The organism is Amycolatopsis sp. NBRC 101858 (assembly GCF_030269325.1).
Lineage (GTDB): Bacteria > Actinomycetota > Actinomycetes > Mycobacteriales > Pseudonocardiaceae > Amycolatopsis > Amycolatopsis ponsaeliensis.
In genome coordinates this window covers 752,871-774,631 of sequence record NZ_BSTD01000006.1, presented here as the reverse complement: position 1 = coordinate 774,631, position 21,761 = coordinate 752,871, and the positions used below count along the sequence as shown (strand labels likewise).

The 21,761-nt window shown below is 72.2% G+C and carries 29 protein-coding genes; 20 read left to right on the top strand and 9 right to left on the bottom strand.

All coding sequences use genetic code 11. From position 1 onward, the window contains the following. The first annotated feature begins 23 nt into the window (after positions 1-23). From hisH to QSK39_RS42790, 4 genes are all read left to right on the top strand, one after another. Positions 24-641 carry an imidazole glycerol phosphate synthase subunit HisH gene (hisH, locus tag QSK39_RS42805; RefSeq protein ID WP_285483645.1) on the top strand — a complete coding sequence of 206 codons (618 nt, stop codon included), beginning with the start codon at positions 24-26 and terminating at the stop codon, positions 639-641. A 36-nt stretch (positions 642-677) separates the two neighbouring features. Continuing rightward, the gene (priA, locus tag QSK39_RS42800) at positions 678-1,415 is read left to right on the top strand and encodes a bifunctional 1-(5-phosphoribosyl)-5-((5-phosphoribosylamino)methylideneamino)imidazole-4-carboxamide isomerase/phosphoribosylanthranilate isomerase PriA (protein ID WP_285483507.1); all 738 of its coding nucleotides are present in this window, start codon (positions 678-680) and stop codon (positions 1,413-1,415) included. 73 nt (positions 1,416-1,488) lie between these two features. Beyond that, positions 1,489-1,848, top strand: coding sequence for a DUF1330 domain-containing protein (locus QSK39_RS42795; RefSeq protein WP_285483506.1), 360 nt, complete (start codon positions 1,489-1,491; stop codon positions 1,846-1,848). Between the two features lie 32 nt (positions 1,849-1,880). After that, a complete protein-coding gene (locus tag QSK39_RS42790; RefSeq protein WP_285483505.1) occupies positions 1,881-2,357 on the top strand; it encodes a GNAT family N-acetyltransferase in 477 nt (158 codons plus the stop codon). On the opposite strand, the gene QSK39_RS42785 is transcribed toward QSK39_RS42790, so the two are convergent. Genes QSK39_RS42785 through QSK39_RS42775 form a run of 3 tightly spaced genes read right to left on the bottom strand, consistent with a single transcriptional unit; the run spans position 2,341 to position 4,185 of the window. Continuing rightward, positions 2,341-2,727 (bottom strand): PPOX class F420-dependent oxidoreductase, encoded by a 387-nt coding sequence (locus QSK39_RS42785; RefSeq protein WP_285483504.1) that lies wholly within the window; start codon positions 2,725-2,727, stop codon positions 2,341-2,343. The genes QSK39_RS42790 and QSK39_RS42785 overlap by 17 nt on opposite strands. A 13-nt stretch (positions 2,728-2,740) precedes the next feature. After that, complete coding sequence (locus QSK39_RS42780; protein WP_285483503.1) at positions 2,741-3,475, bottom strand: ABC transporter permease; 735 nt, start codon at positions 3,473-3,475, stop codon at positions 2,741-2,743. Next, complete coding sequence (locus QSK39_RS42775; protein WP_285483502.1) at positions 3,472-4,185, bottom strand: ABC transporter ATP-binding protein; 714 nt, start codon at positions 4,183-4,185, stop codon at positions 3,472-3,474. The genes QSK39_RS42780 and QSK39_RS42775 overlap by 4 nt, the downstream gene beginning before the upstream one ends. Before the next feature lie 157 nt (positions 4,186-4,342). Here QSK39_RS42775 and QSK39_RS42770 point away from each other — a divergent pair, with 157 nt between their 5' ends. Then, positions 4,343-5,290: a hypothetical protein gene (locus QSK39_RS42770; protein ID WP_285483501.1), complete on the top strand. Its 948-nt coding sequence runs from the start codon at positions 4,343-4,345 to the stop codon at positions 5,288-5,290. Here the strand turns inward: QSK39_RS42770 and QSK39_RS42765 are convergent. The 4 genes from QSK39_RS42765 to QSK39_RS42750 all read right to left on the bottom strand — a co-directional run bounded on the left by QSK39_RS42765 (position 5,280) and on the right by QSK39_RS42750 (position 8,604). After that, a complete protein-coding gene (locus tag QSK39_RS42765; RefSeq protein WP_285483500.1) occupies positions 5,280-6,251 on the bottom strand; it encodes a hypothetical protein in 972 nt (323 codons plus the stop codon). The genes QSK39_RS42770 and QSK39_RS42765 overlap by 11 nt on opposite strands. Beyond that, positions 6,248-6,742 carry a sigma-70 family RNA polymerase sigma factor gene (locus QSK39_RS42760; protein WP_285483499.1) on the bottom strand — a complete coding sequence of 165 codons (495 nt, stop codon included), beginning with the start codon at positions 6,740-6,742 and terminating at the stop codon, positions 6,248-6,250. Before QSK39_RS42760 ends, QSK39_RS42765 begins: the two co-directional genes overlap by 4 nt. Positions 6,743-6,808: 66 nt before the next feature. Next, positions 6,809-7,918, bottom strand: coding sequence for a phytase (locus QSK39_RS42755; RefSeq protein ID WP_285483644.1), 1,110 nt, complete (start codon positions 7,916-7,918; stop codon positions 6,809-6,811). A gap of 89 nt (positions 7,919-8,007) precedes the next feature. Next, the gene (locus QSK39_RS42750) at positions 8,008-8,604 is read right to left on the bottom strand and encodes a TetR/AcrR family transcriptional regulator (protein WP_285483498.1); all 597 of its coding nucleotides are present in this window, start codon (positions 8,602-8,604) and stop codon (positions 8,008-8,010) included. A gap of 38 nt (positions 8,605-8,642) precedes the next feature. Here QSK39_RS42750 and hisF point away from each other — a divergent pair, with 38 nt between their 5' ends. The 7 genes from hisF to QSK39_RS42715 all read left to right on the top strand — a co-directional run bounded on the left by hisF (position 8,643) and on the right by QSK39_RS42715 (position 12,909). Then, complete coding sequence (gene hisF / locus QSK39_RS42745) at positions 8,643-9,416, top strand: imidazole glycerol phosphate synthase subunit HisF (RefSeq protein ID WP_285483497.1); 774 nt, start codon at positions 8,643-8,645, stop codon at positions 9,414-9,416. Next, complete coding sequence (locus QSK39_RS42740) at positions 9,413-9,790, top strand: hypothetical protein (protein ID WP_285483496.1); 378 nt, start codon at positions 9,413-9,415, stop codon at positions 9,788-9,790. Before hisF ends, QSK39_RS42740 begins: the two co-directional genes overlap by 4 nt. Continuing rightward, a complete protein-coding gene (gene hisI / locus QSK39_RS42735) occupies positions 9,787-10,149 on the top strand; it encodes a phosphoribosyl-AMP cyclohydrolase (protein WP_285483495.1) in 363 nt (120 codons plus the stop codon). The genes QSK39_RS42740 and hisI overlap by 4 nt, the downstream gene beginning before the upstream one ends. Next, a complete protein-coding gene (locus tag QSK39_RS42730) occupies positions 10,146-10,508 on the top strand; it encodes a DUF1304 domain-containing protein (protein ID WP_285483494.1) in 363 nt (120 codons plus the stop codon). Before hisI ends, QSK39_RS42730 begins: the two co-directional genes overlap by 4 nt. A 21-nt stretch (positions 10,509-10,529) precedes the next feature. Then, positions 10,530-11,312, top strand: coding sequence for a hypothetical protein (locus QSK39_RS42725; protein ID WP_285483493.1), 783 nt, complete (start codon positions 10,530-10,532; stop codon positions 11,310-11,312). Further along, on the top strand, positions 11,309-11,845 hold the full coding sequence (locus QSK39_RS42720) for a hypothetical protein (protein ID WP_285483492.1): 537 nt from the start codon (positions 11,309-11,311) through the stop codon (positions 11,843-11,845). Before QSK39_RS42725 ends, QSK39_RS42720 begins: the two co-directional genes overlap by 4 nt. A gap of 104 nt (positions 11,846-11,949) precedes the next feature. Then, on the top strand, positions 11,950-12,909 hold the full coding sequence (locus QSK39_RS42715) for a DUF3592 domain-containing protein (RefSeq protein ID WP_285483491.1): 960 nt from the start codon (positions 11,950-11,952) through the stop codon (positions 12,907-12,909). Here QSK39_RS42715 and QSK39_RS42710 read toward each other — a convergent pair. Further along, positions 12,890-13,537, bottom strand: coding sequence for a TetR/AcrR family transcriptional regulator (locus QSK39_RS42710; RefSeq protein ID WP_502873357.1), 648 nt, complete (start codon positions 13,535-13,537; stop codon positions 12,890-12,892). The genes QSK39_RS42715 and QSK39_RS42710 overlap by 20 nt on opposite strands. 53 nt (positions 13,538-13,590) lie before the next feature. On the opposite strand from QSK39_RS42710, the gene QSK39_RS42705 reads away from it, so the two are divergent. The 8 genes from QSK39_RS42705 (at position 13,591) to QSK39_RS42670 (ending at position 20,361) form a co-directional block, all read left to right on the top strand. After that, on the top strand, positions 13,591-15,150 hold the full coding sequence (locus tag QSK39_RS42705; protein ID WP_284741019.1) for an anthranilate synthase component I: 1,560 nt from the start codon (positions 13,591-13,593) through the stop codon (positions 15,148-15,150). A gap of 40 nt (positions 15,151-15,190) precedes the next feature. Then, positions 15,191-15,718: a Trp biosynthesis-associated membrane protein gene (locus QSK39_RS42700; RefSeq protein WP_285483643.1), complete on the top strand. Its 528-nt coding sequence runs from the start codon at positions 15,191-15,193 to the stop codon at positions 15,716-15,718. A gap of 124 nt (positions 15,719-15,842) precedes the next feature. Continuing rightward, the gene (gene trpC, locus QSK39_RS42695) at positions 15,843-16,652 is read left to right on the top strand and encodes an indole-3-glycerol phosphate synthase TrpC (RefSeq protein ID WP_285483489.1); all 810 of its coding nucleotides are present in this window, start codon (positions 15,843-15,845) and stop codon (positions 16,650-16,652) included. After that, the gene (gene trpB / locus QSK39_RS42690) at positions 16,649-17,860 is read left to right on the top strand and encodes a tryptophan synthase subunit beta (RefSeq protein WP_285483488.1); all 1,212 of its coding nucleotides are present in this window, start codon (positions 16,649-16,651) and stop codon (positions 17,858-17,860) included. The genes trpC and trpB overlap by 4 nt, the downstream gene beginning before the upstream one ends. Next, positions 17,857-18,648: a tryptophan synthase subunit alpha gene (gene trpA, locus QSK39_RS42685; RefSeq protein ID WP_285483487.1), complete on the top strand. Its 792-nt coding sequence runs from the start codon at positions 17,857-17,859 to the stop codon at positions 18,646-18,648. Before trpB ends, trpA begins: the two co-directional genes overlap by 4 nt. Before the next feature lie 33 nt (positions 18,649-18,681). After that, complete coding sequence (locus QSK39_RS42680) at positions 18,682-19,062, top strand: MerR family transcriptional regulator (protein ID WP_285483486.1); 381 nt, start codon at positions 18,682-18,684, stop codon at positions 19,060-19,062. A gap of 52 nt (positions 19,063-19,114) precedes the next feature. After that, a complete protein-coding gene (locus tag QSK39_RS42675) occupies positions 19,115-19,663 on the top strand; it encodes a Uma2 family endonuclease (protein WP_285483642.1) in 549 nt (182 codons plus the stop codon). A gap of 47 nt (positions 19,664-19,710) precedes the next feature. Then, positions 19,711-20,361: a peptidoglycan recognition protein family protein gene (locus tag QSK39_RS42670; protein ID WP_285483485.1), complete on the top strand. Its 651-nt coding sequence runs from the start codon at positions 19,711-19,713 to the stop codon at positions 20,359-20,361. Here QSK39_RS42670 and QSK39_RS42665 read toward each other — a convergent pair. After that, on the bottom strand, positions 20,353-21,711 hold the full coding sequence (locus QSK39_RS42665; RefSeq protein ID WP_285483484.1) for a type I glutamate--ammonia ligase: 1,359 nt from the start codon (positions 21,709-21,711) through the stop codon (positions 20,353-20,355). The genes QSK39_RS42670 and QSK39_RS42665 overlap by 9 nt on opposite strands. Positions 21,712-21,761: the final 50 nt, after the last annotated feature.

The window sequence follows — 21,761 nt, the reverse complement described above, 5'->3', positions numbered from 1 at the left end:
CTACGCTGGGTGGCGTGTCTCGTGTGGTGATCCTCGACTACGGTTCCGGCAACCTCCGCTCCGCCGAACGCGCCGTGGCGCGCGCCGGGGCCGAAGTCGAGGTCACCGCCGACCCGCACGCCGCGATCGAGGCCGACGGCCTGGTCGTGCCCGGCGTCGGCGCGTACTCGGCGTGCATGGCTGGCCTGCTGGAGGTCAAGGGCCACCGGATCATCGGCAAGCGCCTCGCCGGTGGCCGTCCCGTGCTCGGCATCTGCGTCGGCATGCAGATCCTCTTCTCCCGCGGCGTCGAGCACGGCGAGGAGACCGAGGGCACGGGGGAGTGGCCGGGCGTCGTCGACCGCCTGAACGCCGACGTCCTGCCGCACATGGGCTGGAACACCGTGCGCGCGCCGGCGGACTCGCAGCTCTTCGCCGGTCTCGGCGCGGACGAGCGCTTCTACTTCGTGCACTCCTACGCCGCCCGCAAGTGGGAGCTGGAATCGGGCATCGGCCAGGAGCCGAAGGTCACCTGGGCCGACCACGGCGAGGACTTCGTCGCGGCGGTCGAGAACGGGCCGCTCTGGGCCACCCAGTTCCACCCGGAGAAGTCCGGCGACGCCGGCGCGCACCTGCTGCGCAACTGGCTCGCGACCCTCTGACCGGGTGACGCGCGTCTCCGCCCTAGAGTTACCGGCGTGACTTTCACGCTGCTTCCCGCCGTTGATGTGGCCGATGGCCAGGCCGTGCGACTCGTCCAGGGCGAGGCCGGCACCGAGACCTCCTATGGCAGCCCGCTCGAAGCGGCGCTCGCCTGGGAGCGCGACGGCGCCGAGTGGATCCACCTGGTCGACCTCGACGCCGCCTTCGGCAAGGGCAGCAACCGCGAGCTGCTCGCCGACGTCGTCGGCCGGCTCGACGTGCAGGTCGAGCTCTCCGGCGGCATCCGCGACGACGCGTCGCTGAAGGCCGCGCTGGCCACCGGCGCCCGCCGGGTCAACCTCGGCACCGCCGCGCTCGAGGACCCGGAGTGGACGACGCGGGTGATCGGCGAGTACGGCGACCGCGTCGCGATCGGCCTCGACGTGCGGATCACCGAGGCCGGCCACCGCCTCTCGGCCCGCGGCTGGACCTCCGACGGCGGCGAGCTGTGGGAGGTCCTGGAGCGCCTGGACCGCGACGGCGCGTCCCGCTACGTCGTGACGGACGTCAGCAAGGACGGCACCCTGCGCGGCCCGAACCTCGACCTGCTGCGCGACGTCGTCGCCCGCACCGACGCACCGGTGATCGCCTCCGGCGGGGTGTCCAGTGTGGACGACCTCGTCGCGCTGGCCGGCCTGGCCTCGGACGGCGTCGAGGGCTCGATCGTCGGGAAGGCGCTGTACGCCGGGGCGTTCACGCTGCCCGAGGCCCTCGCCGCGGTCGCGAAGCTCTAGCGTTACCTCCGGCGTAATCGACGCCGTACCCGCCAAGCGTCAGGATTCCTTCCAGGACAACGGAAGGAACGCCATGACCGCCTACGGACTCGCCCACCTGCGCCCGCCCGCCGTGCTCCCCGAGGACGTCTTCCAGTACCTCGAGCGGATCCAAGCGACGCTCGACCCCTTCGGCGGCAAGTTCGTCGTGCACGGCTCGCCGGTGGAGGTCGTGGAAGGCGAATGGCTCGGCGCGCTCGTGGTCATCGAGTTCCCGAGCCTCGCCGCGGCGCGCGAGTGGTACGGCTCACCCGCCTACCGGGAGATCCTGCGGTTGCGGGCCGACCACATCCCGGGTGACCTGGTGCTCGTCGAAGGCTGCGGCCCGGACCACGACTCGGCCGCCATGGCCGCGGCGCTGCGCGCGGCGAGTCCGCCCCCGATAAGGGGCTGACAGCGGACCCCGGGGGCCGTAGGTTGCCGCGGGTGGAGGAGATCGTCACCGAGCTCGAAATGACCGCGGCCGAGCAGCTCAACCCCGCGCCGGTCGTCGACGGCGTCGCGCTCGAAGCCACCGCGGCGGGGCCGGCGATCCGCGACCTGCACGTCCGGATCGGCACGCCGTACCGGTGGCCGAGCGCGTCGAGGACCGACGAAGACTGGGAAAGCTGGCTCGCCGAACCGGGCCGGCAGTACCGGCTCGTCGAGTACCGCGGCGACGTCGCGGGCGCCGCCGACATCGAGCCGCAGCCCGGTGGCGACGTCGAGATCACCACCTTCGGCCTGCTGCCGGAGTTCGTCGGCAAGGGGCTCGGCGGCTACGCGCTCACCCTCGTCGTGGCCGACGCGTGGGCGCTGCCCGGCGCCCGCCGGGTCTGGCTGCACACCTCGACGCTCGACCACCCGAACGCGCTGCCGAACTACCTGCGCCGCGGGTTCCGCAGCTTCAGCCGTCGAGCTTGACGGCGATCCCGATCGTCCGGTCGGCCGGGCCGCGCAGCTTCGAGAAGAACATCGACACGCGCCCGAAGACGCCGTACTTGCGGCCGATCACCTGCTGGATCCGCCGGGTCTCGTCGAGGTCCAGCAGCCGCGCCTGCCCGCTCGCCACCGCGCCGTGGGTCTTCTTGCCGCGCAGGTCGCACGCCTGGACCTCGACGCGGCCGCTGTTGCGGATGCGCTTGACCTTGCCCGTGTCCCGCACCGAGTTGAAGACGAGCTCGCCGGCCTCGCCGGCCACCCAGATCGGGGTCGGCACCGCGCGCCCGTCGCGCCGGAACGTGGTCAGGACGACGTAGCGCTCGGCCGCGAGCCGGTCCGTTTCGGATGCCATGGCACCACGGTAGTCACGGCGTCCGGCGCCGCAACGTCGCCGCGCCGAGCACCAGCGCCAGCAGCGCGCAGCACGCGACCACGAGGAGGTTCCGCAGGATCACCGCGTCCACCGTCGACGACGCCGTGACGCGGGTCAGCGCCTCGACCGCGTACGACAGCGGCATGACGTCCGAAAGCCAGCGCAGCAGCCAGCCCATGTCCTCGCGCGGCACGAACAGCCCGCACAGCAGGATCTGCGGCAGCACGAACACCGGCATGAACTGGATGGCCTGGAACTCGGTGCGGGCGAACGCGCTGACGAACAACCCGAGCGCCATGCCCAGCAGCGCGTCGAGGACGGCGATCACCAGCAGCATCACGACCGAACCCGCGAGGTCGAGGCCGAGCCACCACAGCGAGACGCCCGCCGCGAGCGCCACCTGGACCACGGCGATCGAGCCGAACGCCAGCGCGTAGCCGAAGAGCAGGTCGAGCCGGCCGATGGGCAGCGTCATCAGGCGTTCGAGGGTGGCGGTGGTCCGCTCCCGCAGCGTCGTGATCGACGCGATGAGGAACATGATCAGGAACGGGAACACGCCGAGCAGCGCGGGCGCGACGTGGCTGAACACCAGCGCCGAGTTGAACACGTACCGCAGCAGGATCATCAGCAGCGTCGGCACCAGGACCAGCATCACGACGGTGCGCGGGTCGTGCCGCAGCTGCGTGAGGATGCGCCGCGTGGTCGCGAGCGTCAGCGCGGCGTTCACGAGGCGGCCCGCACCAGGTGGAGGAAGGCCTGTTCGAGGTCGGCGGTGCCGGTGCGCTCGCGCAGGGCGAGCGGCGCGTCGTCGGCCAGGAGGGTGCCTTCGCGCATGAGCAGGAGGCGGTCGCAGCGCGCGGCTTCGTCCATGACGTGGCTGGACACCAGCAGCGTGGCGCCGCCGTCGGCGAGCCGGCGGAAGAGCGCCCAGAGCTCGTCGCGCAGCAGCGGGTCGAGCCCGACGGTCGGCTCGTCGAGCACCAGCAGCTCCGGCTTCCCGAGCAGGGCGACGGCGAGGTTCGCGCGGTTGTGCTGCCCGCCCGACAGCGACCCGACGAGCTTGCCGGCGTGCTCTTCCAGGCCGACCTCGGCGATGACTCTGTCCACATCGGACACCGGCGCGCGCAGCACCGCGGCGAAGTAGCGCAGGGCTTCCCGCACGGTGAGGTCGGCGTAGATCGCCGGGTTCTGGGTGGCGTAACCGATCCGGCGCCGCAGCGGCGGGCTGCCGGCGGGCAGGCCCAGGACCGTGACGGTGCCGCCTTCGACGATCTGCACGCCGACGATGGCCCGCATCAGCGTCGTCTTGCCGCAGCCGCTCGGGCCGAGCAGCCCGGTGACGGCGCCGCGCGGCACCGCGAAGCTCACGTCCCGCACCACCTGCCGGCCACCGCGCCGGACCCGCAGGCCGGTGACCTCGAGGGCTGAATTAGTCATGCGTTTAATTCTGCGCCCGGTGCGTTCCCGCCGTCAAGAGGGCCGAAATACCTAGTCCGATCGCCGCGAGAACCCACACGAGCGGCGGAAGCGTTTCAACACTCGTGTCTGAAACGCTTTGTGACCTGGGAGTTCCCCTGAGCTGGAGGGAATGTCGATGGCCGTCACACAGCAGGTACCGGTTCACCCGCAGGCACAGTTCTTCGGCGCGGGGCCGTATCCGGCGCGCCGGGCCGTGATCGCCGTGATCGCGGTCCTCGCCGGGTTCGCGCTGACCGCGCTCTGGTCCGCGCCGTTCGTCGACTCCGTCATCGGCGACAGCGTCGCGAACGGGCTGCTCGGCTACGACGCGAAGGCCACCCCGATCAGCGGGGTCCTCGCCGGGACGCTCTTCGCGTTCGTCTCCGGCCTCGCGGGGTCCTTCACCGCCTGCAACATCGCCGCGTTCGGCGCGGTCGCCCCGCTGGTCGGCGGCCAGGCCGGGGAGAAACGGCGCTTCGCGACCACGCTCAAGCCGCTCGGCTGGATCGCCGCGGGCATGCTCGCCGTGTCGATCGGCTACGGCGTGATCGTCGCCCTCGTCGGCACGCGGATGCCGCAGTTCTCCACCGCGCAGACCTCCGGCCTGAGCCCGCGCAGCATCCAGTCGATGGTCGCGTTCGGTGTCGTCGGCCTGGTCTTCCTGGTCATGGGCCTGATCGCGCTCGGCATCGTCCGGAACCCGTTCGCCGGGTTCGTCGCCCGGCACCCGGCGGCCCCGCTCGTCCTGATGGGCGCGCTCATCGGCGGGTTCCTCATCGGCCGGCCCTACCCGCTGTTCCGGATCATGTTCCGCAGCGCCGCCGAACAGCACAACGTCTTCTACGGCGCCGCCGCGTTCGCGCTGCAGTCGCTCGGCAACATCGTGATCATGGGCGTGCTGTTCCTGCTCCTGACGCACGCCACCGGCGGCCGGGTGCAGCGCTGGCTCGCCGCGAAGCCCGCCCGGATCGCCACGGTGACCGGCGCGGCGCTGCTCGTCGGCGGCACGTTCACGCTGCTCTACTGGGACGTCCGCGTGCTCGGCCGGCTCGGGATCATCTGGTTCCCGGCGGTCAGCTGGTAGCCCGCCCGAGCCACCGGTAGTCGGGCGAGGGGTCGAGCTGGACGGCGTCGGCGACGGCGACCAGCTCGGCCTCCGCCAACGGGCCCACCACCGTCAGCCAGCGCCCCGACGGCAGCCGGACCGCGACCATCGCCTCCTCGCCGTTCGCCGGGGCCACGAAGAACCCCGGGCCGCCGCGCACGGTGACGGCGGCGGCGCCGTTCACCCCGGGGGAGCCTGCGCTCGCCGTGACGCGGACCGCGGGCCGGCCCGGGGCCGCCGCGGTCAGCTCGGTCGACGCGTCCCCCGGGCCGCTGCCCCGGACCGCGGCCGACCGCTCGGCCAGCCCCGCCGGCAGCGAGCCGAACCGCAGCTCACCGCGGACGCCGACCGGGGCGGGGGTGACCGAGTCCGCGACGTGCTGGGCGACCGCCCGGGCGTCCGGGACACCCGCGACCCGGGCGGTCAGCACGTGGTCGTCGTCGGCGAGCCAGGTGAGCAGCGCGGCGCCGGCGGTGTCGCCGGTGACCATGGCGACGCGGCCGTGCACCAGGACCTGGTCCTTGAGCGACGCGATCCGCACCGCGGTCTGCGACCACACGGGGTCGGCGGTGGAGTACGCCGACAGCGTGATCTCGGCCGGCCCGGCGAACCACCGCCGGACCTGCGGCGCGGTGCCGGGGCCGCCCTCGCGGTACTGCTCGGTGAAGCCACCGGGCAGCCAGCCCGGGCTGTAGCCGAGCACCGGACGGCCCGCGGCCGGGTCCAGGTCGGCCGTGGTGAACGCCTGGGTGCCGACGACGACCCCGACCACCACCGCGACCACGGCGGCGGCCACCAGCGCGAGCCGGGCCACCGGCCGCGGCTTGCGGCCGGCTCGGGCCAGCGCGTCGCGGACCGCGTCGCCGTCCGGGGCGCGGGCGGCGAGGCGGTCGAGGCTGTCCCGGATCAGCGTCTCGGTCTCGTGCTCGCTGCGGGTCATTCGGGGGCTCCGGTGAGGGTCGTGGCGTGCGGGGCCCGGCGCAGGGTCGTCAGGGCGCGGGAGATCTGGCTGCGCACGGTGGAGGCGCCGCAGCGCAGGACCGCGGCGATCTCGGCGTCGGAGTAGTTCTCGTAGTACCGCAGCACGACCGCGGCGCGCTGCTTGCGCGGCAAGGTGGCGAGCAGGCCGAGCATCGCGTCCCGCTCGTCGTAGGCGGCGGCCGGGTCGGCCGCCGGCGGCCCGAGCGCGTCGAGGACGTCGTGACTGCTGGGCACCACCCGCCGCACCGCCCGCCGCCGCCACGACAGGTACTCGTTGGTGACCATCCGCCGCACGTACGTCGGCGGGTGGTCGATGCCGTCCCACCGCTGCTGGGCGCGCAGGAGCACGTCCTGGACGATGTCCTGCGCCAGGTGCGGGTCGTCCGTCAGGACGGTCGCGTAGCGGAGCAGCCCGTCCAGCCGCTCCGCCACGAACTCTTCGAAACCCACGCACGTCCCTTCGTCACCCCATGGACGCGTGAGGGGGCCGGGCTGATGCACGGGTCTGAGAAGTATTTACAGAACGTCCTCCAGCCGCAGGAAGGCGAAGCCGGTTCCCGCGTCGCCCCGCTCGCCGTCGTGGACCACCAGCAGGCCGTGGGGGAACCGGCGGCCGAGGTACGCCGTGCTGATCGCCGAGCCGTCCGAATGCTCCACCGAGTCCGTGCCGCGGTCGGCGACGATCCGCAGGTCACGGGTGTGCGGGCCGTACACGACGAACCGGGAGTCGCCCTGGCTGGAGGCGAACAGCTTGCCGTGCGCGACGGCCAGGCCTTCGGCGTCGGCCTCGAGCCACTGGCCGCCGAAGCCCGGATCCGCCCCGGACGGCACGCACTCCTCGGCGACGTCGTCCCAGCGCGACGGGACCCCGTACGAACGCACCCGGTCGACGAGCTCGGGACGCCCGAAGCCGGCCGGGGTGAGCGGGATCCGCCAGATCCCGACGTCCTCCTGCGCGGTGTAGAGCACGCGGCCGTCGAACACCGAGCCCTCCAGCTGCGGCCGCTCGCCCGGCTCCTCGCACGGCGACCAGGACACCCCGTTCGGCAGCCGGAAGGACGACGGCAGGTCGATCGTCGCGAGCGGAGCCGTGCCGACGCCGCCCGGCTTGTCGACCAGCCGCAGCAGCGCCACCCGCGTCTCGTGGCGGCGGGTCACCGCCACCCAGCGGATCCCGGTGACCGGGTCGCGGCCCGCCGCCAGGCCGTACGCGGTGCGCTGTTCGTCCACTTCGGACTCCGGGAACACCCGGGCGGCGGCCGGGTCGGTCACGTCCCGCAGCACCTGCGGGGCGTCCGGGTCGATCCGGTACACCCGGATCCGGTCGCGGCCGCGGTCGCTGACCACGGCCAGGTCGCCGACGACGTCGACGTTGTTGAACCGCCCGCCCGGCCCGGCCGGGACCCGCTGCAGCGTCCGCGCGTTCAGGTCGAACGCCGCCAGCCCGCCCTCCTTCAGCGTCCCCAGCACGACGCTGCGCGCCGGGTCGTGCGGGTGGACCCAGATGGCGGGGTCGTCGGCGTCGGCGGGCTCGGCGAACGTCTCGGTCTGCACCACCGGCGACGGATTGCGAGGGGTGGCGGAAGCGGGGACGGCGGTCAGCAGGGCGAGGGCGGCCACGGCCACCGGGAGAAGTCTGCGCACGCGCGGCAAACTAGACGAATCGGATGGCCGGGACGTGAACGAGCGATGTGGCGCAGCCCCCGGTCTCCATTTTACGGCGGGGGACCGACAGTTTCGCGGCCGTCGAGGTAGTACTGCGCCACCGGGGCCAGCAGTGCCACGATCTCCTCGTCGTCCGCCTCCGCCAGTGGGGGCAGCTTGATCACGTACCGCAGCAGGGCCACACCCATCATCTGCGACGCGATCCCGGTCACCCGGATCTTCGGCACGTCCAGGGCGCGCGCCACCTCGGCCAGCACCGTGCGCTCGATGAACTGGCGCATCATGAGCGCGACCTGCTCGTTCGTCGCCGCCGCGCGCAGCATCGCGATGAACGGCGTCCGGCCCTCCGGCGACGCCCACACCGCCAGGAACGCGCGCACCAGCCGTTCGCCCACGCTCTCGCGGGGACCCGCGAGGATCACCGGGACCAGCTCGGCCGGGTTCACCGGCAGGTTCATCGCCGCCGCGAACAGCTGCTGCTTGCTGCCGAAGAAGTGGTGCAGCAGGGCCGCGTTGACTCCCGCGTCGGCGGCGATCCCGCGGACCGTCGCGCCGTCGTACCCCAGCTCGGCGAACCGGTGCCGCGCCGCGTCGAGGATCTTCTCGCGCGTCTCGGTCTGCCCCGGCCGCCGCCCCGCCCGTGCCATTGGCCGAGCTTAGATGCCCCTTGACTACGCTGGTGGGCATGTCTGTCGCGGTGCGGGTGATCCCCTGTCTCGACGTCGACGCGGGCCGGGTCGTCAAGGGCGTCAACTTCGCCGGCCTCCGCGACGCCGGCGACCCCGTCGAGCTGGCCCGGCGCTACGACGCCGAGGGAGCCGACGAACTGACGTTCCTCGACGTCACGGCGTCCTCCGGCGACCGCGAGACCACCTACGACGTGGTCCGCCGCACCGCCGAGCAGGTCTTCATCCCGCTCACCGTCGGCGGCGGCGTCCGCAGCAACGACGACGTCAACCGCCTGCTGCGCACCGGCGCGGACAAGGTGAGCATCAACACCGCCGCGATCGCCCGGCCGGAGTTCCTCCACGAGGCCTCCCGCCGGTTCGGCTCCCAGTGCATCGTCCTGTCGGTCGACGCGCGCCGGGTGCCCGAGGGCGGCGAGCCCACCGCGTCCGGCTTCGAGGTCACCACCCACGGCGGCCGCCGCGGCACCGGCATCGACGCCGTCGAGTGGGCCGCACGCGGCGAGGAGCTCGGCGTCGGCGAGATCCTGCTGAACTCCATGGACGCCGACGGCACCAAGAACGGCTTCGACCTCGAGCTCATCGAGCTGGTCCGCAAGGCCGTGCGGGTCCCGGTGATCGCCAGCGGGGGAGCGGGCGCGGTCGAGCACTTCCTGCCGGCCGTCCGCACCGGCGCCGACGCGGTCCTCGCGGCCAGCGTGTTCCACTTCGGACAGCTCAAGATCGGCGACGTCAAGGACGCGCTGCGCGAAGGCGGGGTCGAGATCCGATGAAGTCCTGGCAGGCACCCGTCGAGGTCAAGGTCGTCGCCGCGCTGCTGGTCGGGCTGCCGGTCGCGTGGGCGCTGCTCGATCTCATCCCGGTCATCGGTGCCGGGTCGGGCCTGGCGATCTTCCGGATCCCCGCGCTCGCGCTCGTCCTCGGCGGCGTCGTGACGACCGGGCTCGTGCTCAAGCTCGGCAGCGCCCGGATCGGCGGGCTCGTCATCACCGTGGTGTTCGCGCTGCTGCACGCGTTCCTGCTGCTCGCCGCCGCGCTGTGGTGGAACAAGCTGTTCTCCGGCCTGTCCTTCGCGGGGTACGGCTACGCGTTCGTCCTGTTCAACTCGATGCCGGTGAAGCGGCACCTCCTGGGAGTACGGGCATGACCCTGGACGCGGCCGTCTCGGCGCGCCTCAAGCGCAACGCCGACGGCCTGATCGCCGCGGTCGTCGTCGAGCACGCCACTTCGGACGTGCTGATGATGGCCTGGATGAACGACGACGCGCTCGCCGCCACCCTCGCCACCCGCCGCGGCACGTACTGGTCGCGCAGCCGGGAGAAGCTGTGGGTCAAGGGCGAGACGTCCGGGCACTACCAGCACGTCCGCGAGGTGCGGATCGACTGCGACGGCGATACGGTCCTGCTGCGCGTCGACCAGACCGGCCCGGCCTGTCACACCGGCACGCACACTTGTTTCGACACCGAAGAGCGCCTGCTCCTCGCCGATGAGAAAGAGCACGCGTGACAATCGTCGCCGACGTCCTGGTCGGGCTGGTCGCCCTGATCCACGTCTACATCGTCGTCCTGGAGATGTTCCTCTGGACGACGCCCCGGGCCCGCGCGGCCTTCGGCACCACCGAGGAGTTCGCGAAGGAGAGCGCGCCACTGGCCGCGAACCAGGGGCTGTACAACGGTTTCCTGGCGCTCGCGCTCGTGTGGGGTCTCATCGCGAGCGACCCGACGGGCTTCCAGCTCAAGCTGTACGGCATCGTCTGCGTGATCGTCGCGGGCCTCTACGGCGCGGCGACGGCGAACAAGCGCATCCTCTTCGTGCAGGTGCTGCCGGGCGCGCTGGCGCTCATCGCGCTCCTTCTCTCGCGCTGATCCCCCGCGTACGCTGGGGGAATGGGGTCGGGGGATGACCGCGCCGTCCCGGGTTCGACGGGCTGCCGCGTCGCGTTGGGGCTGTGGTGTGCGCTCGTGGTCGCGGTGCTCGTCGTGCTGCTCGTCCTCGGCCGGTTCCTGACGCTCGCGGTCGTCGGGGGCGCGAGTGCCCTCCTGACGCTGCTGTACGCGTTCACGTTGTCGTGGATGGGCAAGGAAGAGGCGCCCGAGCACGAGCCGGACGCCTGGCTCCCGCCGTCGGACGGCCGCCGCCCGACGGCCCGCTTCGACCTCGACGTCGAAACCGAACGGCTGTGGGACTACGGCACCCGGGCCTGGCTCTTCGGTGTGCTGGTGGGCGTCGCCGTGATCGCGGTGGTGACGGCCGCCGGGGTACTACCCGCGCGCGAACACGTCCCGGCGGGCGCGGGCGGCATCATGCTCGGGCTCGTGCTGGCCGGCGCGGTCATCGGCATCCTGTGTTTCGTGGACTCGGCGATCGAATGGCGCAAGCGGCACGCCGCGGTCGTCGCCGACGGCTGGCGCGCCGCCGAGGTCCTGGTCTTCACGCCGTCGGGCCGGGCGGACACCAGCAAGGTCAGTGTCCGCTACCGCGACCACAGCCGGATCCTGCTGTACCCCGTCGCTTCGACGCACCTGGTCGGCGCCCGGGGACACGCGCACTCGCAGGAGGTCTGGGTCGGCGGGGCGGGCCGCTTCATGGTCGTGCTGTTCCCGCCGGAGGAGCCCGGCCAGTGGCCCTACGCCGTGCCGGTCGGGGCCCGCGAGCCCCGCGTCCCGTGAAGACCCGCGTCGACGCGGATTGGCTGCCGGCGCCGGAAAAGAGCGCACCGGAGTGGTCCGCCCACGGCACGGCCGCGCTGGAGCGGCGGTTCCGGCGGCTGGCGGCGTTCCTGGTCCTGGAGATCCTGGTCGCGGTCGCGTGCGTGGTCAGCGGCCAGGTGCCGCTCATGGTCATCGGCCCGGCGATCGCGGCGTACGGCGGCTACTGCGGTTTCGTCGCGGACCGGCGCGCGCAGGCGGCACGCCGGACGGGCTGGCGGAGTGCGGTCGTCACCGTGGCCGGGCTGCGCTCGAGGGCGGACACGTCGGCCGCCATCGCCGTGCGCTTCGCGGACGGCAGCCGGATCGCCCTCCGGTCCTGGCAAGCCGGCTTCGCGGTGCGAGCCCTGGCGGAACGGCCGGACCTGCCGGCGATCGTCGCCGGGCACGGGCCGGCGATGACGGTGCTGGTGCCCCCGAACCCGCCGGCGCGCGACAACCCGGTGCTGTTCGGGGCCCGCGCCGAAACCTACCGGTGGCAGCCGGACCCCTGACGGCGGCGCACTTTCCACACGCTTGGCGGCACCACTCGGTTGCCCCGGTGCCGTGTGCCGTTTCTCCCAGCGTCCACGCAGGTCAGCGGCCCTACGATCACTCCATGCGGGCATTCTGGGTGGTCGTCTCCGTCGTCTTTTCGCTCCTTTCCACACTCTTCGCAGGGGCCACGGTGTACTCGCTCTTCGCCGGCGACGACGATCTGCCGGGCAACGCGATCCTCCTGACCGGTTCCCTCCCGTTCGCCGCCCTCGGCTGGTACGCGCTGCGGCTTCTGAACCGCAGCGCGCCGGCCGCCGCCGTGGACCTCGGCCGGTGGCTGCCCGCGGCGGATCCCGCCGACGGTGACCACCCGGAACTGAACGCCCGCCTGCGCCGGGCTTCCCATCGCGCGACGGGCTTCGCCGTGGGCTGGGCGGTGGTGTTCGCGGCCGGGTTCACCGGCGTCGCCCTGGCCGGGGCGGCCGCTGACGACCTGCTCGCCACCGGCTTCCACGAGCCCGGTGTGGTCGTCGGCGTGTTCCACAACCGCAAGGGCACGTCGCACATCCGGGTGCGCCACGGCGACCGGACCGACGACCTCGTCTGGGAGTCGAACCGCGCCTACCAGGTCGGCGAGCAGGTGATCGTCATCTACGACCCGGCCGACCCGGCGCGCGTGCGCACCGCCGACGAACAGAACGAGAACCAGGTCCTGCTCGGCTCCGGCGTGGTCCCCATGCTGGCCGCCCTGTTCGGCCTGCCGTTCTCGATCGGGCTGGCGGCCGGCTGGCGGCGCCGGATCCGGGCCGTCGAGCGCACCGGATGGCGGCGGGCCGGCGTGACCGACGACCAGCTGGGAGGGAGCCAAGGGCGGTACCTGGACGCGGAGTTCCGCGACGGGACGGCGGTCGCCCTCCGCCGCTCCTGGGCGCTCCTCCGGCTGTCGCCGTCGGCCGGCTGGAAGAACAAGCAGGCCTGGGTCGGCGGCTGGGGCAAGGCGATGGTCGTGGGAACCGTGGACGGCCCGTACGTCCTGGCCGTCCACGCGATCCGGGAGCGGGTCAGCCGATCTCCCCGGTGAGGTAGCGCTGCAGGTTCGGTGCCACCGCGCGCACCAGGACCTCGACCTCCTCCGTGGCGAACGGCTCGAACTTGGCCACGTACCGGATCATGCCCATGCCCACCATCTGGGACGCGCAGAGCGTCATGCGCAGCGAGACGTCGTCCGCGCCGATCGAGGAGATCAGTGCGGTGAAGAACTTCTGGAAGAAGTCGCGCAGCACGTGCCCGGCCTGCTCGTGGCCGGTGACGCTGCGGATGAGCGCCACGAACACGCCGCCGCCCGCGCCGTCCCAGCGGGTGATGAAGGTGCGCACGATCCGCTCGCCGAGCTCCTCGTCCGGGCCGTCGCGGAGGATCTCCAGGAGTTCGAGCGGGTCGAACGGCAGCTTGAGCACCGCCTGGGCGAAGAGGCCTTCCTTGCCGCCGAACCAGTGGTTGACCATGGCCGCGTCGACGCCCGCGCGGGTGGCGATCGCGCGCACGGTCGCCCCGTCGTAGCCGTTTTCGGCGAACACGGCCCGCGCGGCTTCGATCAGCGCCGTGCGGGTGTCCTGGCCGGCGGGGCGCCGGCCGCGGCGTCGCGAAGTAGGCTCGGTGGTGCTCACCCCTCCATCATGACGCACGCACCCCCCGAATTCAACACTCATTGAATTCGGGGTCTGGGAAAACCCCTTCCCGGGGGTGCAGCACAATGAGGGTCATGGTCAGCACCTCGAGCAGCAAGTCCGGTCCCGGCTCGGTCAGCCCGTCCCGCGCGGACTTCCGCGCCCTCGCCGAGAGCCGCCGCGTCATCCCGGTCGTGCGCCGGGTCCTCGCCGACGGCGAGACGCCGATCGGGGTCTACCGCAAGCTCGCCGCCGACCGGCCGGGCACGTTCCTCTTCGAGTCCGCGGAGAACGGCGCCTCCTGGACGCGCTGGTCGTTCATCGGTGTCCGCAGCCCGGCCGCGCTCACCGTCCGCGACGGGAAAGCGGTCTGGACCGGCACCCCGCCGGTCGGCCTGCCGTCCGAGGGCAACCCGCTCACCGTGCTGCGCGAAACGATCGAAGCGTTGCACACCGAGCCGCTGCCCGGATTGCCGCCGCTGACCGGCGGCATGGTCGGCTACATCGGCTACGACTCCGTGCGCTGGCTGGAAAAGCTGCCGGAGCTGGCCGAGCGCGACCTCGACATCCCCGAGCTGACCATGCTCCTGGCCACCGACCTCGCGGCGTTCGACCACCACGAGGGCACGGTCACGCTCATCGCGAACGCCGTCAACTGGGACGACTCGCCCGAGCGCGTGGACGCGGCCTACGACGACGCGGTCGCCCGGCTGAGCGCGATGACCGAGCAGTTGCAGGTGCCCGCGCCGGCCACGGTCGCCGCGTTCGACCGGCCCGAGCCCGAGTTCACGCGCAAGCGGTCGAAGGCGGACTTCCACGCGGCGGTCGAGAAGGCCGTCGAGGCGATCAAGGCCGGCGAAGCGTTCCAGATCGTGCCGTCGCAACGGTTCGAGATCCCGACCGCCGCCGACGCGCTCGACATCTACCGCGTGCTGCGGACGTCCAACCCGAGCCCGTACATGTACCTGCTGCGGCTCGAAGGCTTCGACATCGTCGGCTCCAGCCCCGAATCGCTCGTCACCGTGCGGGACGGCCGCGCGACCACGCACCCGATCGCGGGCACGCGCTGGCGCGGCGCCGACCCGGAAGAAGACGCGCAGCTGGCCAAGGACCTGCTCGCCGACGAGAAGGAGCGCGCCGAGCACCTGATGCTCGTCGACCTCGGCCGCAACGACCTCGGCAAGGTCTGCAAGCCGGGCACCGTGCGCGTCGTCGACTTCTTCCAGATCGAGCGCTACAGCCACGTCATGCACATCGTGTCGACGGTCACCGGCGAGCTGGCCGAGGGCAAGACGGCGTTCGACGCGGTCACCGCGTGCTTCCCGGCCGGGACGCTGTCCGGCGCGCCGAAGGTCCGCGCGATGGAGCTGATCGAGGAGCTGGAGCCGGTCCGCCGCGCGCTGTACGGCGGCGTCGTCGGCTACCTCGACTTCGCCGGCGACGCGGACACGGCGATCGCGATCCGCACGGCGCTGGTCAAGGACGGGATCGCGCACGTCCAGGCCGGCGGCGGCGTCGTCGCCGACTCGGTGCCGGACTACGAGGACACCGAGTCGCTGAACAAGGCCCGCACGGTGCTGTCGGCCGTGGCCGCCGCGCAGACGATGGTGGCGGCGGGCGTCCTCGACCCGGCCGCGGACAGCGCCCATGTCTGAGCCGTCCGAAGCGCCGAAGCCGTCGCGGCGTCCACTGTGGATGATCGTGGTCGCGCTCCTGCTCGGCGCGCTCGCGCTGTGGGGTGCGTCACGGCTGACGTGGTTCGCCGAGTTCCGCGACGGCGGCGTGCGCGGCACGGTGCTCTACCGCGAGACCGGCGAGCAGCGCGCGACGGCGCTCGTGCCGCTGGCCCTGCTCGCCCTGGCCGGGGTGGCCGGGGTGATCGCGACCGGCGGCTGGGCGCGGCGCGTGCTCGGCGTCGTGCTCGCGCTGGCCGGTGTCGCCGCCGTGTGGTCCGGCGTGTCGGGCGTCCGGTTCTCCGGCTGGGCGGACGGGCTGCCCGTGACGCAGATGCTGCTCGGCCGCGGCCTGGCCGTGCTGGGGGGAATTCTCGTCGCCGCGGGCGGGTTGGCAGCCGTCAAGGGCGCCGGGCGGGCCGCGCGGCTCGGGGCCCGGTACGCGGCCCCGGCCACGCGCAAGAAGGCGCGTGATCCGGACGCCGAGCTGTGGGAAGCGCTGTCGGAAGGAGAGGATCCGACCGACGTCCGTGGCAGGCATTCGGAGTAACGCGCGCACCCGGAACCGGGCGCTCCAGATGCGGGGGTTAGCATCGTTTCGGCGGGAAGGGGAAGGTTTTTGTGAGCGACCTTGCGAATGAATCCGTGAGCGCGTACCCGGGCGGGGGCGCCCGGTGACCGTGCTCGAAGACATCGTCGCCGGCGTGCGCGAGGACCTCGCGGCACGCGAGTCCGTGCTGCCGTTCGACGAGCTGAAGATCCGCGCGGCGGCCGCCCCGGCGCCCCGCGACGTGATGTCCGCGCTGCGCGAGTCCGGCATCGGCGTGATCGCCGAGGTGAAGCGCCGCAGCCCCTCCAAGGGCGAGCTGGCCGACATCCCCGACCCCGCCGCGCTGGCGAAGGACTACGAAGACGGCGGCGCGCGCGTGATCAGCGTGCTCACCGAGCAGCGCCGCTTCGGCGGTTCGCTGGCCGACCTGGACGCGGTGCGCGCGGCGGTCGACACCCCGATCCTGCGCAAGGACTTCATCGTCAGCCCCTACCAGGTGCACGAGGCCCGCCTGCACGGCGCCGACATGGTGCTGCTGATCGTCGCCGCGCTGGAGCAGAACGCGCTCGCCGCGCTGCTCGACCGCGTCGAATCGCTCGGGATGACCGCGCTGGTGGAGATCCACAACGCCGAGGAGGCCGACAAGGCCCTCGAAGCGGGCGCCAAGGTCATCGGCGTCAACGCGCGCAACCTGCACACCCTCGAGGTGGACCGCGACGTCTTCTCGCGGCTGGCCCCCGGCCTGCCGATGGACGTCTACAAGGTCGCCGAGTCGGGTGTCCGCGGTCCGGGCGACCTGATGTCGTACGCCGGCCACGGCGCCGACGCGGTGCTGGTCGGCGAGGGGCTCGTCGCCTCCGGCGACCCGAAGGGCTCCCTGATCAAGCTGGTCACCGCCGGCTCGCACCCCGCCTGCCCGAGGCCCTCGCGGTGACGGAACAGCACGACAAGCACGACCCGGACGAGCGGGGCTACTACGGCCCGTACGGCGGCCGATTCATGCCGGAGGCGCTGATCGGCGTCGTCGACGAGGTCGCCACCGAGTACGAGAAGGCCCGGCACGACCCGGAGTTCCTGAACGAGTTCAACCGCCTGCTGCGCGATTACGCGGGCCGGCCGTCGCTGCTCACCGAGGCCAAGCGCTTCGGTGAGCACGCCGGTGGCGCGCGCGTCTTCCTCAAGCGCGAAGACCTGAACCACACCGGTTCGCACAAGATCAACAACGTGCTGGGCCAGGCGCTGCTCACCAAGCGGATGGGCAAGAAGCGCGTCATCGCCGAGACCGGTGCGGGCCAGCACGGCGTCGCGACGGCCACCGCGTGCGCGTTGCTCGACCTCGACTGCGTCGTCTACATGGGCGAGGTCGACACCGAGCGCCAGGCGCTGAACGTCGCCCGCATGAAGCTGCTCGGCGCCGAGGTCATCCCGGTCAAGACCGGTTCGCGGACGCTGAAGGACGCGATCAACGAGGCGCTGCGCGACTGGGTCACCAACGCCGACACGACGCACTACCTGTTCGGCACGGCGGCCGGTCCGGCGCCGTTCCCGACGATGGTCCGCAACTTCCACCACGTCATCGGCACCGAGGCCCGCGAGCAGATCCTCGAGCAGGCCGGCCGCCTGCCCGACGTCGTCGCGGCGTGCGTCGGCGGCGGGTCGAACGCGATCGGCATCTTCTCCGGCTTCTACGACGACCCGTCCGTGCGGCTGGTCGGCCTGGAGCCGGGCGGCGAGGGCATCGAGGGCAACCGCCACGGCGCGACGCTCACCAAGGGCACGCCGGGCAACCTGCACGGCGCGATGACGTACCTGCTGCAGGACGAAGACGGCCAGACGGTCGAGTCGCACTCGATCTCCGCCGGGCTCGACTACCCGGGCGTCGGCCCGGAGCACGCGTGGCTGAAGGACACCGGCCGCGCCGAGTACCGCCCGGTCACCGACGCCGAGGCGATGGACGCCTTCAAGCTGCTCTCCCGCACCGAGGGCATCATCCCGGCGATCGAGTCGGCGCACGCGCTGGCCGGTGCGCTGGTGCTCGGCCGCGAACTGGGTCCCGACGGCCTGATCGTCGTCAACCTCTCGGGCCGCGGCGACAAGGACATGGACACGGCGGCGAAGTGGTTCGGGCTGGTGGACGAGTGAGCGGGATCGACGACCTCTTCGCGACGACGCGCGCGGAGGGCCACGGCGCGCTGATCGGCTACCTCCCGGCGGGCTTCCCGACGGTCGAGGGGTCGAAGGACCTGATCGCGGCGTGCGTCGACGGTGGTGCGGACCTCATCGAGGTCGGCGTCCCGTATTCGGACCCGGTGATGGACGGGCCGACCATCCAGGCCGCGTCGGTGACCGCGCTGGACAACGGGTTCCGCCTCAAGCACCTGTTCGAGGTGGTCGAGTCGGTGACCGCGCGCGGTGGTCGCGCGGTCGTGATGACGTACTGGAACCCGGTGAACCGCTACGGCGTGGACTGCTTCGCGCGTGACCTCGCTTCGGCGGGCGGGCTCGGCCTGATCACGCCGGACCTGATCCCGGACGAAGCCGGCGCGTGGATGGCGGCGTCCGAGGCCCACGGGCTGGACCGGACGTTCCTGGTGGCGCCTTCGTCGTCGGAAGAGCGGCTCGCTCTCACGGCGGCCGCGTCGTCGGGGTTCATCTACGCGACGGCGGTGATGGGCGTGACGGGCGCGCGCGACCAGGTGGGCGCGGGTGCGGAGGAGCTGGTCCGCCGCACGCGGGCCCACACGGACCTGCCGATCGGCGTGGGGCTGGGCGTGCGTTCGGGCGAGCAGGCGGCCCAGGTGGCGTCGTTCGCGGACGCGGTGATCGTGGGGTCGGCTCTGGTCACGGCCGCGGCCGAGGGCCCGGCGGGAGTGCGTGCGCTGTCCGCCGAGCTGGCCGAGGGCGTGCGCCGGGCGGTCGCCACCGCTTGACCTGGAGTGCGCTCCAGGTGCCACGCTGGGTGCGTGACGTCCTACACCCCGGCCCAGGTGACCGAAAAGACCGGTTTCACGATCGACACGCTCAGGTACTACGAGCGCATCGGCCTGCTCCACCACGTCGGCCGCACCGCCGGCGGGCGGCGTTTCTTCACTGAACAGGACGTGGAGTTCCTGCAGCTGCTGCGGTGCCTGCGCTACACGGGCATGCCGGTGGCGGAGATGCTGCGGTTCGTGGAACTCCTGCGCTCAGGCGAGGCGACGCGCGAGGAGCGGGTCGACGTGCTGCGTGAGCACGAAGCGCGGGTGGCTTCGCAGATCGAGCGGCTGCGTGAGCACCAGGAGCACATCCAGTTCAAGATCCAGCTGTACAGCGGCTCGGGCCAGCTGGCTGTCACCTCAGCGTGACGCCCTCACCTGATCCAGAACTGTCGGTAGCGGTCCGCATACTCCTCGTGTGATGATCCACAACGCGTTTCTCGTGCCGCCACGACCGGACGGCTGGACCGCCGACGAGGTTCTCGGCCTGCCCGAAGAACAAACCTTGCTGCAGCGAGTCGAACTGGTCGACGGCATGCTGCTCGTCAGTCCGTGGCCGGGGCTGGCGCACCAGAGGTTGCTGGGGAAGCTCCAATTCGCCTGCGCGCCCGCATTACCGGATGGCACCGAGTTGCTGCCCGGTGTCGGCATCCGCCTCGCCACACGGAGGCTGCTGGTCCCCGACCTGGTCATCCTCAACTGCCCCGGGATCGACACCGTCGCCTACGCGGCGAGCGATGTCTTGGTGGCGGCGGAGATCGTGTCGCCGTCGACGAAGCTGCAGGACCGGATCCTCAAGCGAGCCATCTACGCCGAGGCGCTGATCCCGTTCTACCTCCTGGTGGAGCCCGGCGAACAGAACACCGCGACCCTGTTCGAACTCCAAAGTGGCGAGTACGAGCCCGTCGCGAGGAGCGAGAACGGCGAGCTTCACCTGACCCGCCCCTTCGAGGCCACCCTGCGCCTCTGAGGAACGTTTGTACGAAAGCTGTACAGCGCCGCGAGAGAGTCCAGGCTATGGACCTCGCACACCTCCCGCGGCGCACCTTCCTCCGCGGCGCCGCCGGCCTCGTCGCCGCGGGCGCGACCGGACTCCTGCTCCCCGGAGCCGCCCGAGCCGCCACCGAACCGCGGATCTACAGCTGTGCCGAGTGGGGTGCCCGGCCTCCCTCGGACGCCCTCACCACCCTCGATCACCCCGCGAACCGCGTCCTCATCCACCACATCGCCTGCCCGAACAGCGCCGACTACTCCCTCGCCCACGCCTTCCAGGTCGCGCGCGACGATCAGCACGACCACATGGACAACAACGGCTGGTCCGACACCGGACAGCACTTCACCGTCAGCCGCGGCGGGTACCGGCTCGAAGGGCGGCATGGCAGCCTCGACGCCCTGCGCGGCCGGACCACCATGATCCAGGGCGCGCACTGCCCCGGCCAGAACACCAACGCCATCGGCATCGAGAACGAAGGCACCTACACCAGCGTCGAGCCGCCCGAAGCGCAGTGGGCGTCGCTCGTGGTCTTCTGCGTCTACATCTGCCGCCAGTACGGCATTCCCGTCGAGGAGATCAAGGGCCACCGCGACTACTACAACACCGAATGCCCCGGCGACCGCCTCTACGCCAAGCTCCCGCAACTGCGCGACGAAGTCGCGGCCTCAATGTAGGTAACGCATCAGCGTGCAAAGCTCGGCAGCCGGCAGGGAACCGAGCCGCGCGATCTCGCCGCGGCGCACGTCCATCAACGTCGTCGCGAACTCGTCGCCGAACGCCGAAGTCAACTCCGAGTCCGCTTCGAACGCCGTCACCGCGTCCGCCAAGGACGTCGGCAGGCGGACGGCCGACGGCAGTGTCCCGGGGTCGACGTCCACCGGCTCCGGCAAGGAAGCCGACGCGGAAACCCCGGCCAGGCCCGCGAACAGCAGCGCCGCCACCACCAGGTACGGGTTCGCGGTCAGGTCGAAGCACTTGACCTCGAAGTTGGCCGCCCGGTCGCGCCGGCCGGCCGGGCCCTGCACCAGCCGCAGCGGTGCCTCGCGGTTTTCCAGGCCCCACACCGAAAACACCCCGGCCCAGTGGTGCGGCTCCAGCCGCAGGTAGCTGACCACCGACGGCGCGCCGATCGCCAGCAGCGCCGGCAGCCGCGCAAAGATCCCGGCGCCGAACGCCTCCGCCGTCGGCGTCAGGCCGAACCGGCCGTCGCCGCCGGCGCACAGGTTGCGGTCGCCGTCCCAGAGGCTCAGGTGGACGTGGCCGCCGTTGCCCACGCCGTCCGGCGAGAACTTCGGGGTGAACGACGCCCGCAGCCCGTGCTGGGCACTCACCGTCCGGATCGTCTCGCGGGTCAGCACCGCGATGTCCGCCGCGCGCACCGGGTCGTCCGGCGCCACCGACAGCTCGAACTGCCCGGCCGCGTACTCCGGGTGGATCTGCTCCACCACCACGCCCTGAGCGGACAAAGTGGACACCAGCGCGCGCAGGTAGCCCGCCTGCGCGGACAGCCGCGCGAAGCCGTAGGCCGGGCCCGCCGTCGCCGAGCGCGGGTCGTCCGGCGCGTCCTCCGCCGTGATCACCCACTCGATCTCGAACGCCGTCCGCACGTTGTAGCCCAGCGACGCGAGCCGCGCCGTCGCGGTGGCGGCCAGCGCCCGCGCGTCCTGCGGGTGCGGCTCGCCCTCCTGGTCGTACTTCCGGACCGGCGCCCACGCCCAGCCCGGCTGCGCGGCCAGCGGCACGAGCGCGTCGAGGTCCGGGTGCAGCCGCAGGTCGCCGACCGGGCCGCGCGAATACGTGCCGTCGGTGATGTCGTCGGTGGCCAGGAAGAAGTCGAACGAGTTCGACGCGCCGACGCCCCACGCCGCCGCCGACCACAGCCGGTCGACCGGGACGGCCTTGACCCGCGCGATGCCGCTGTTGTCCACGAAGGTCAGCGCGACGAGCTCGACCCCGGCCGCGCGCAGGCCGTCGGCCCGCAAAGCGCCCTGTTGTGCGAGTTCTGCCCGATCGAGCTGGCTCATCCTGCTCCCGTCGATGTTCACTGAGTACCTTGAGAAAAGAGGTGGAGATC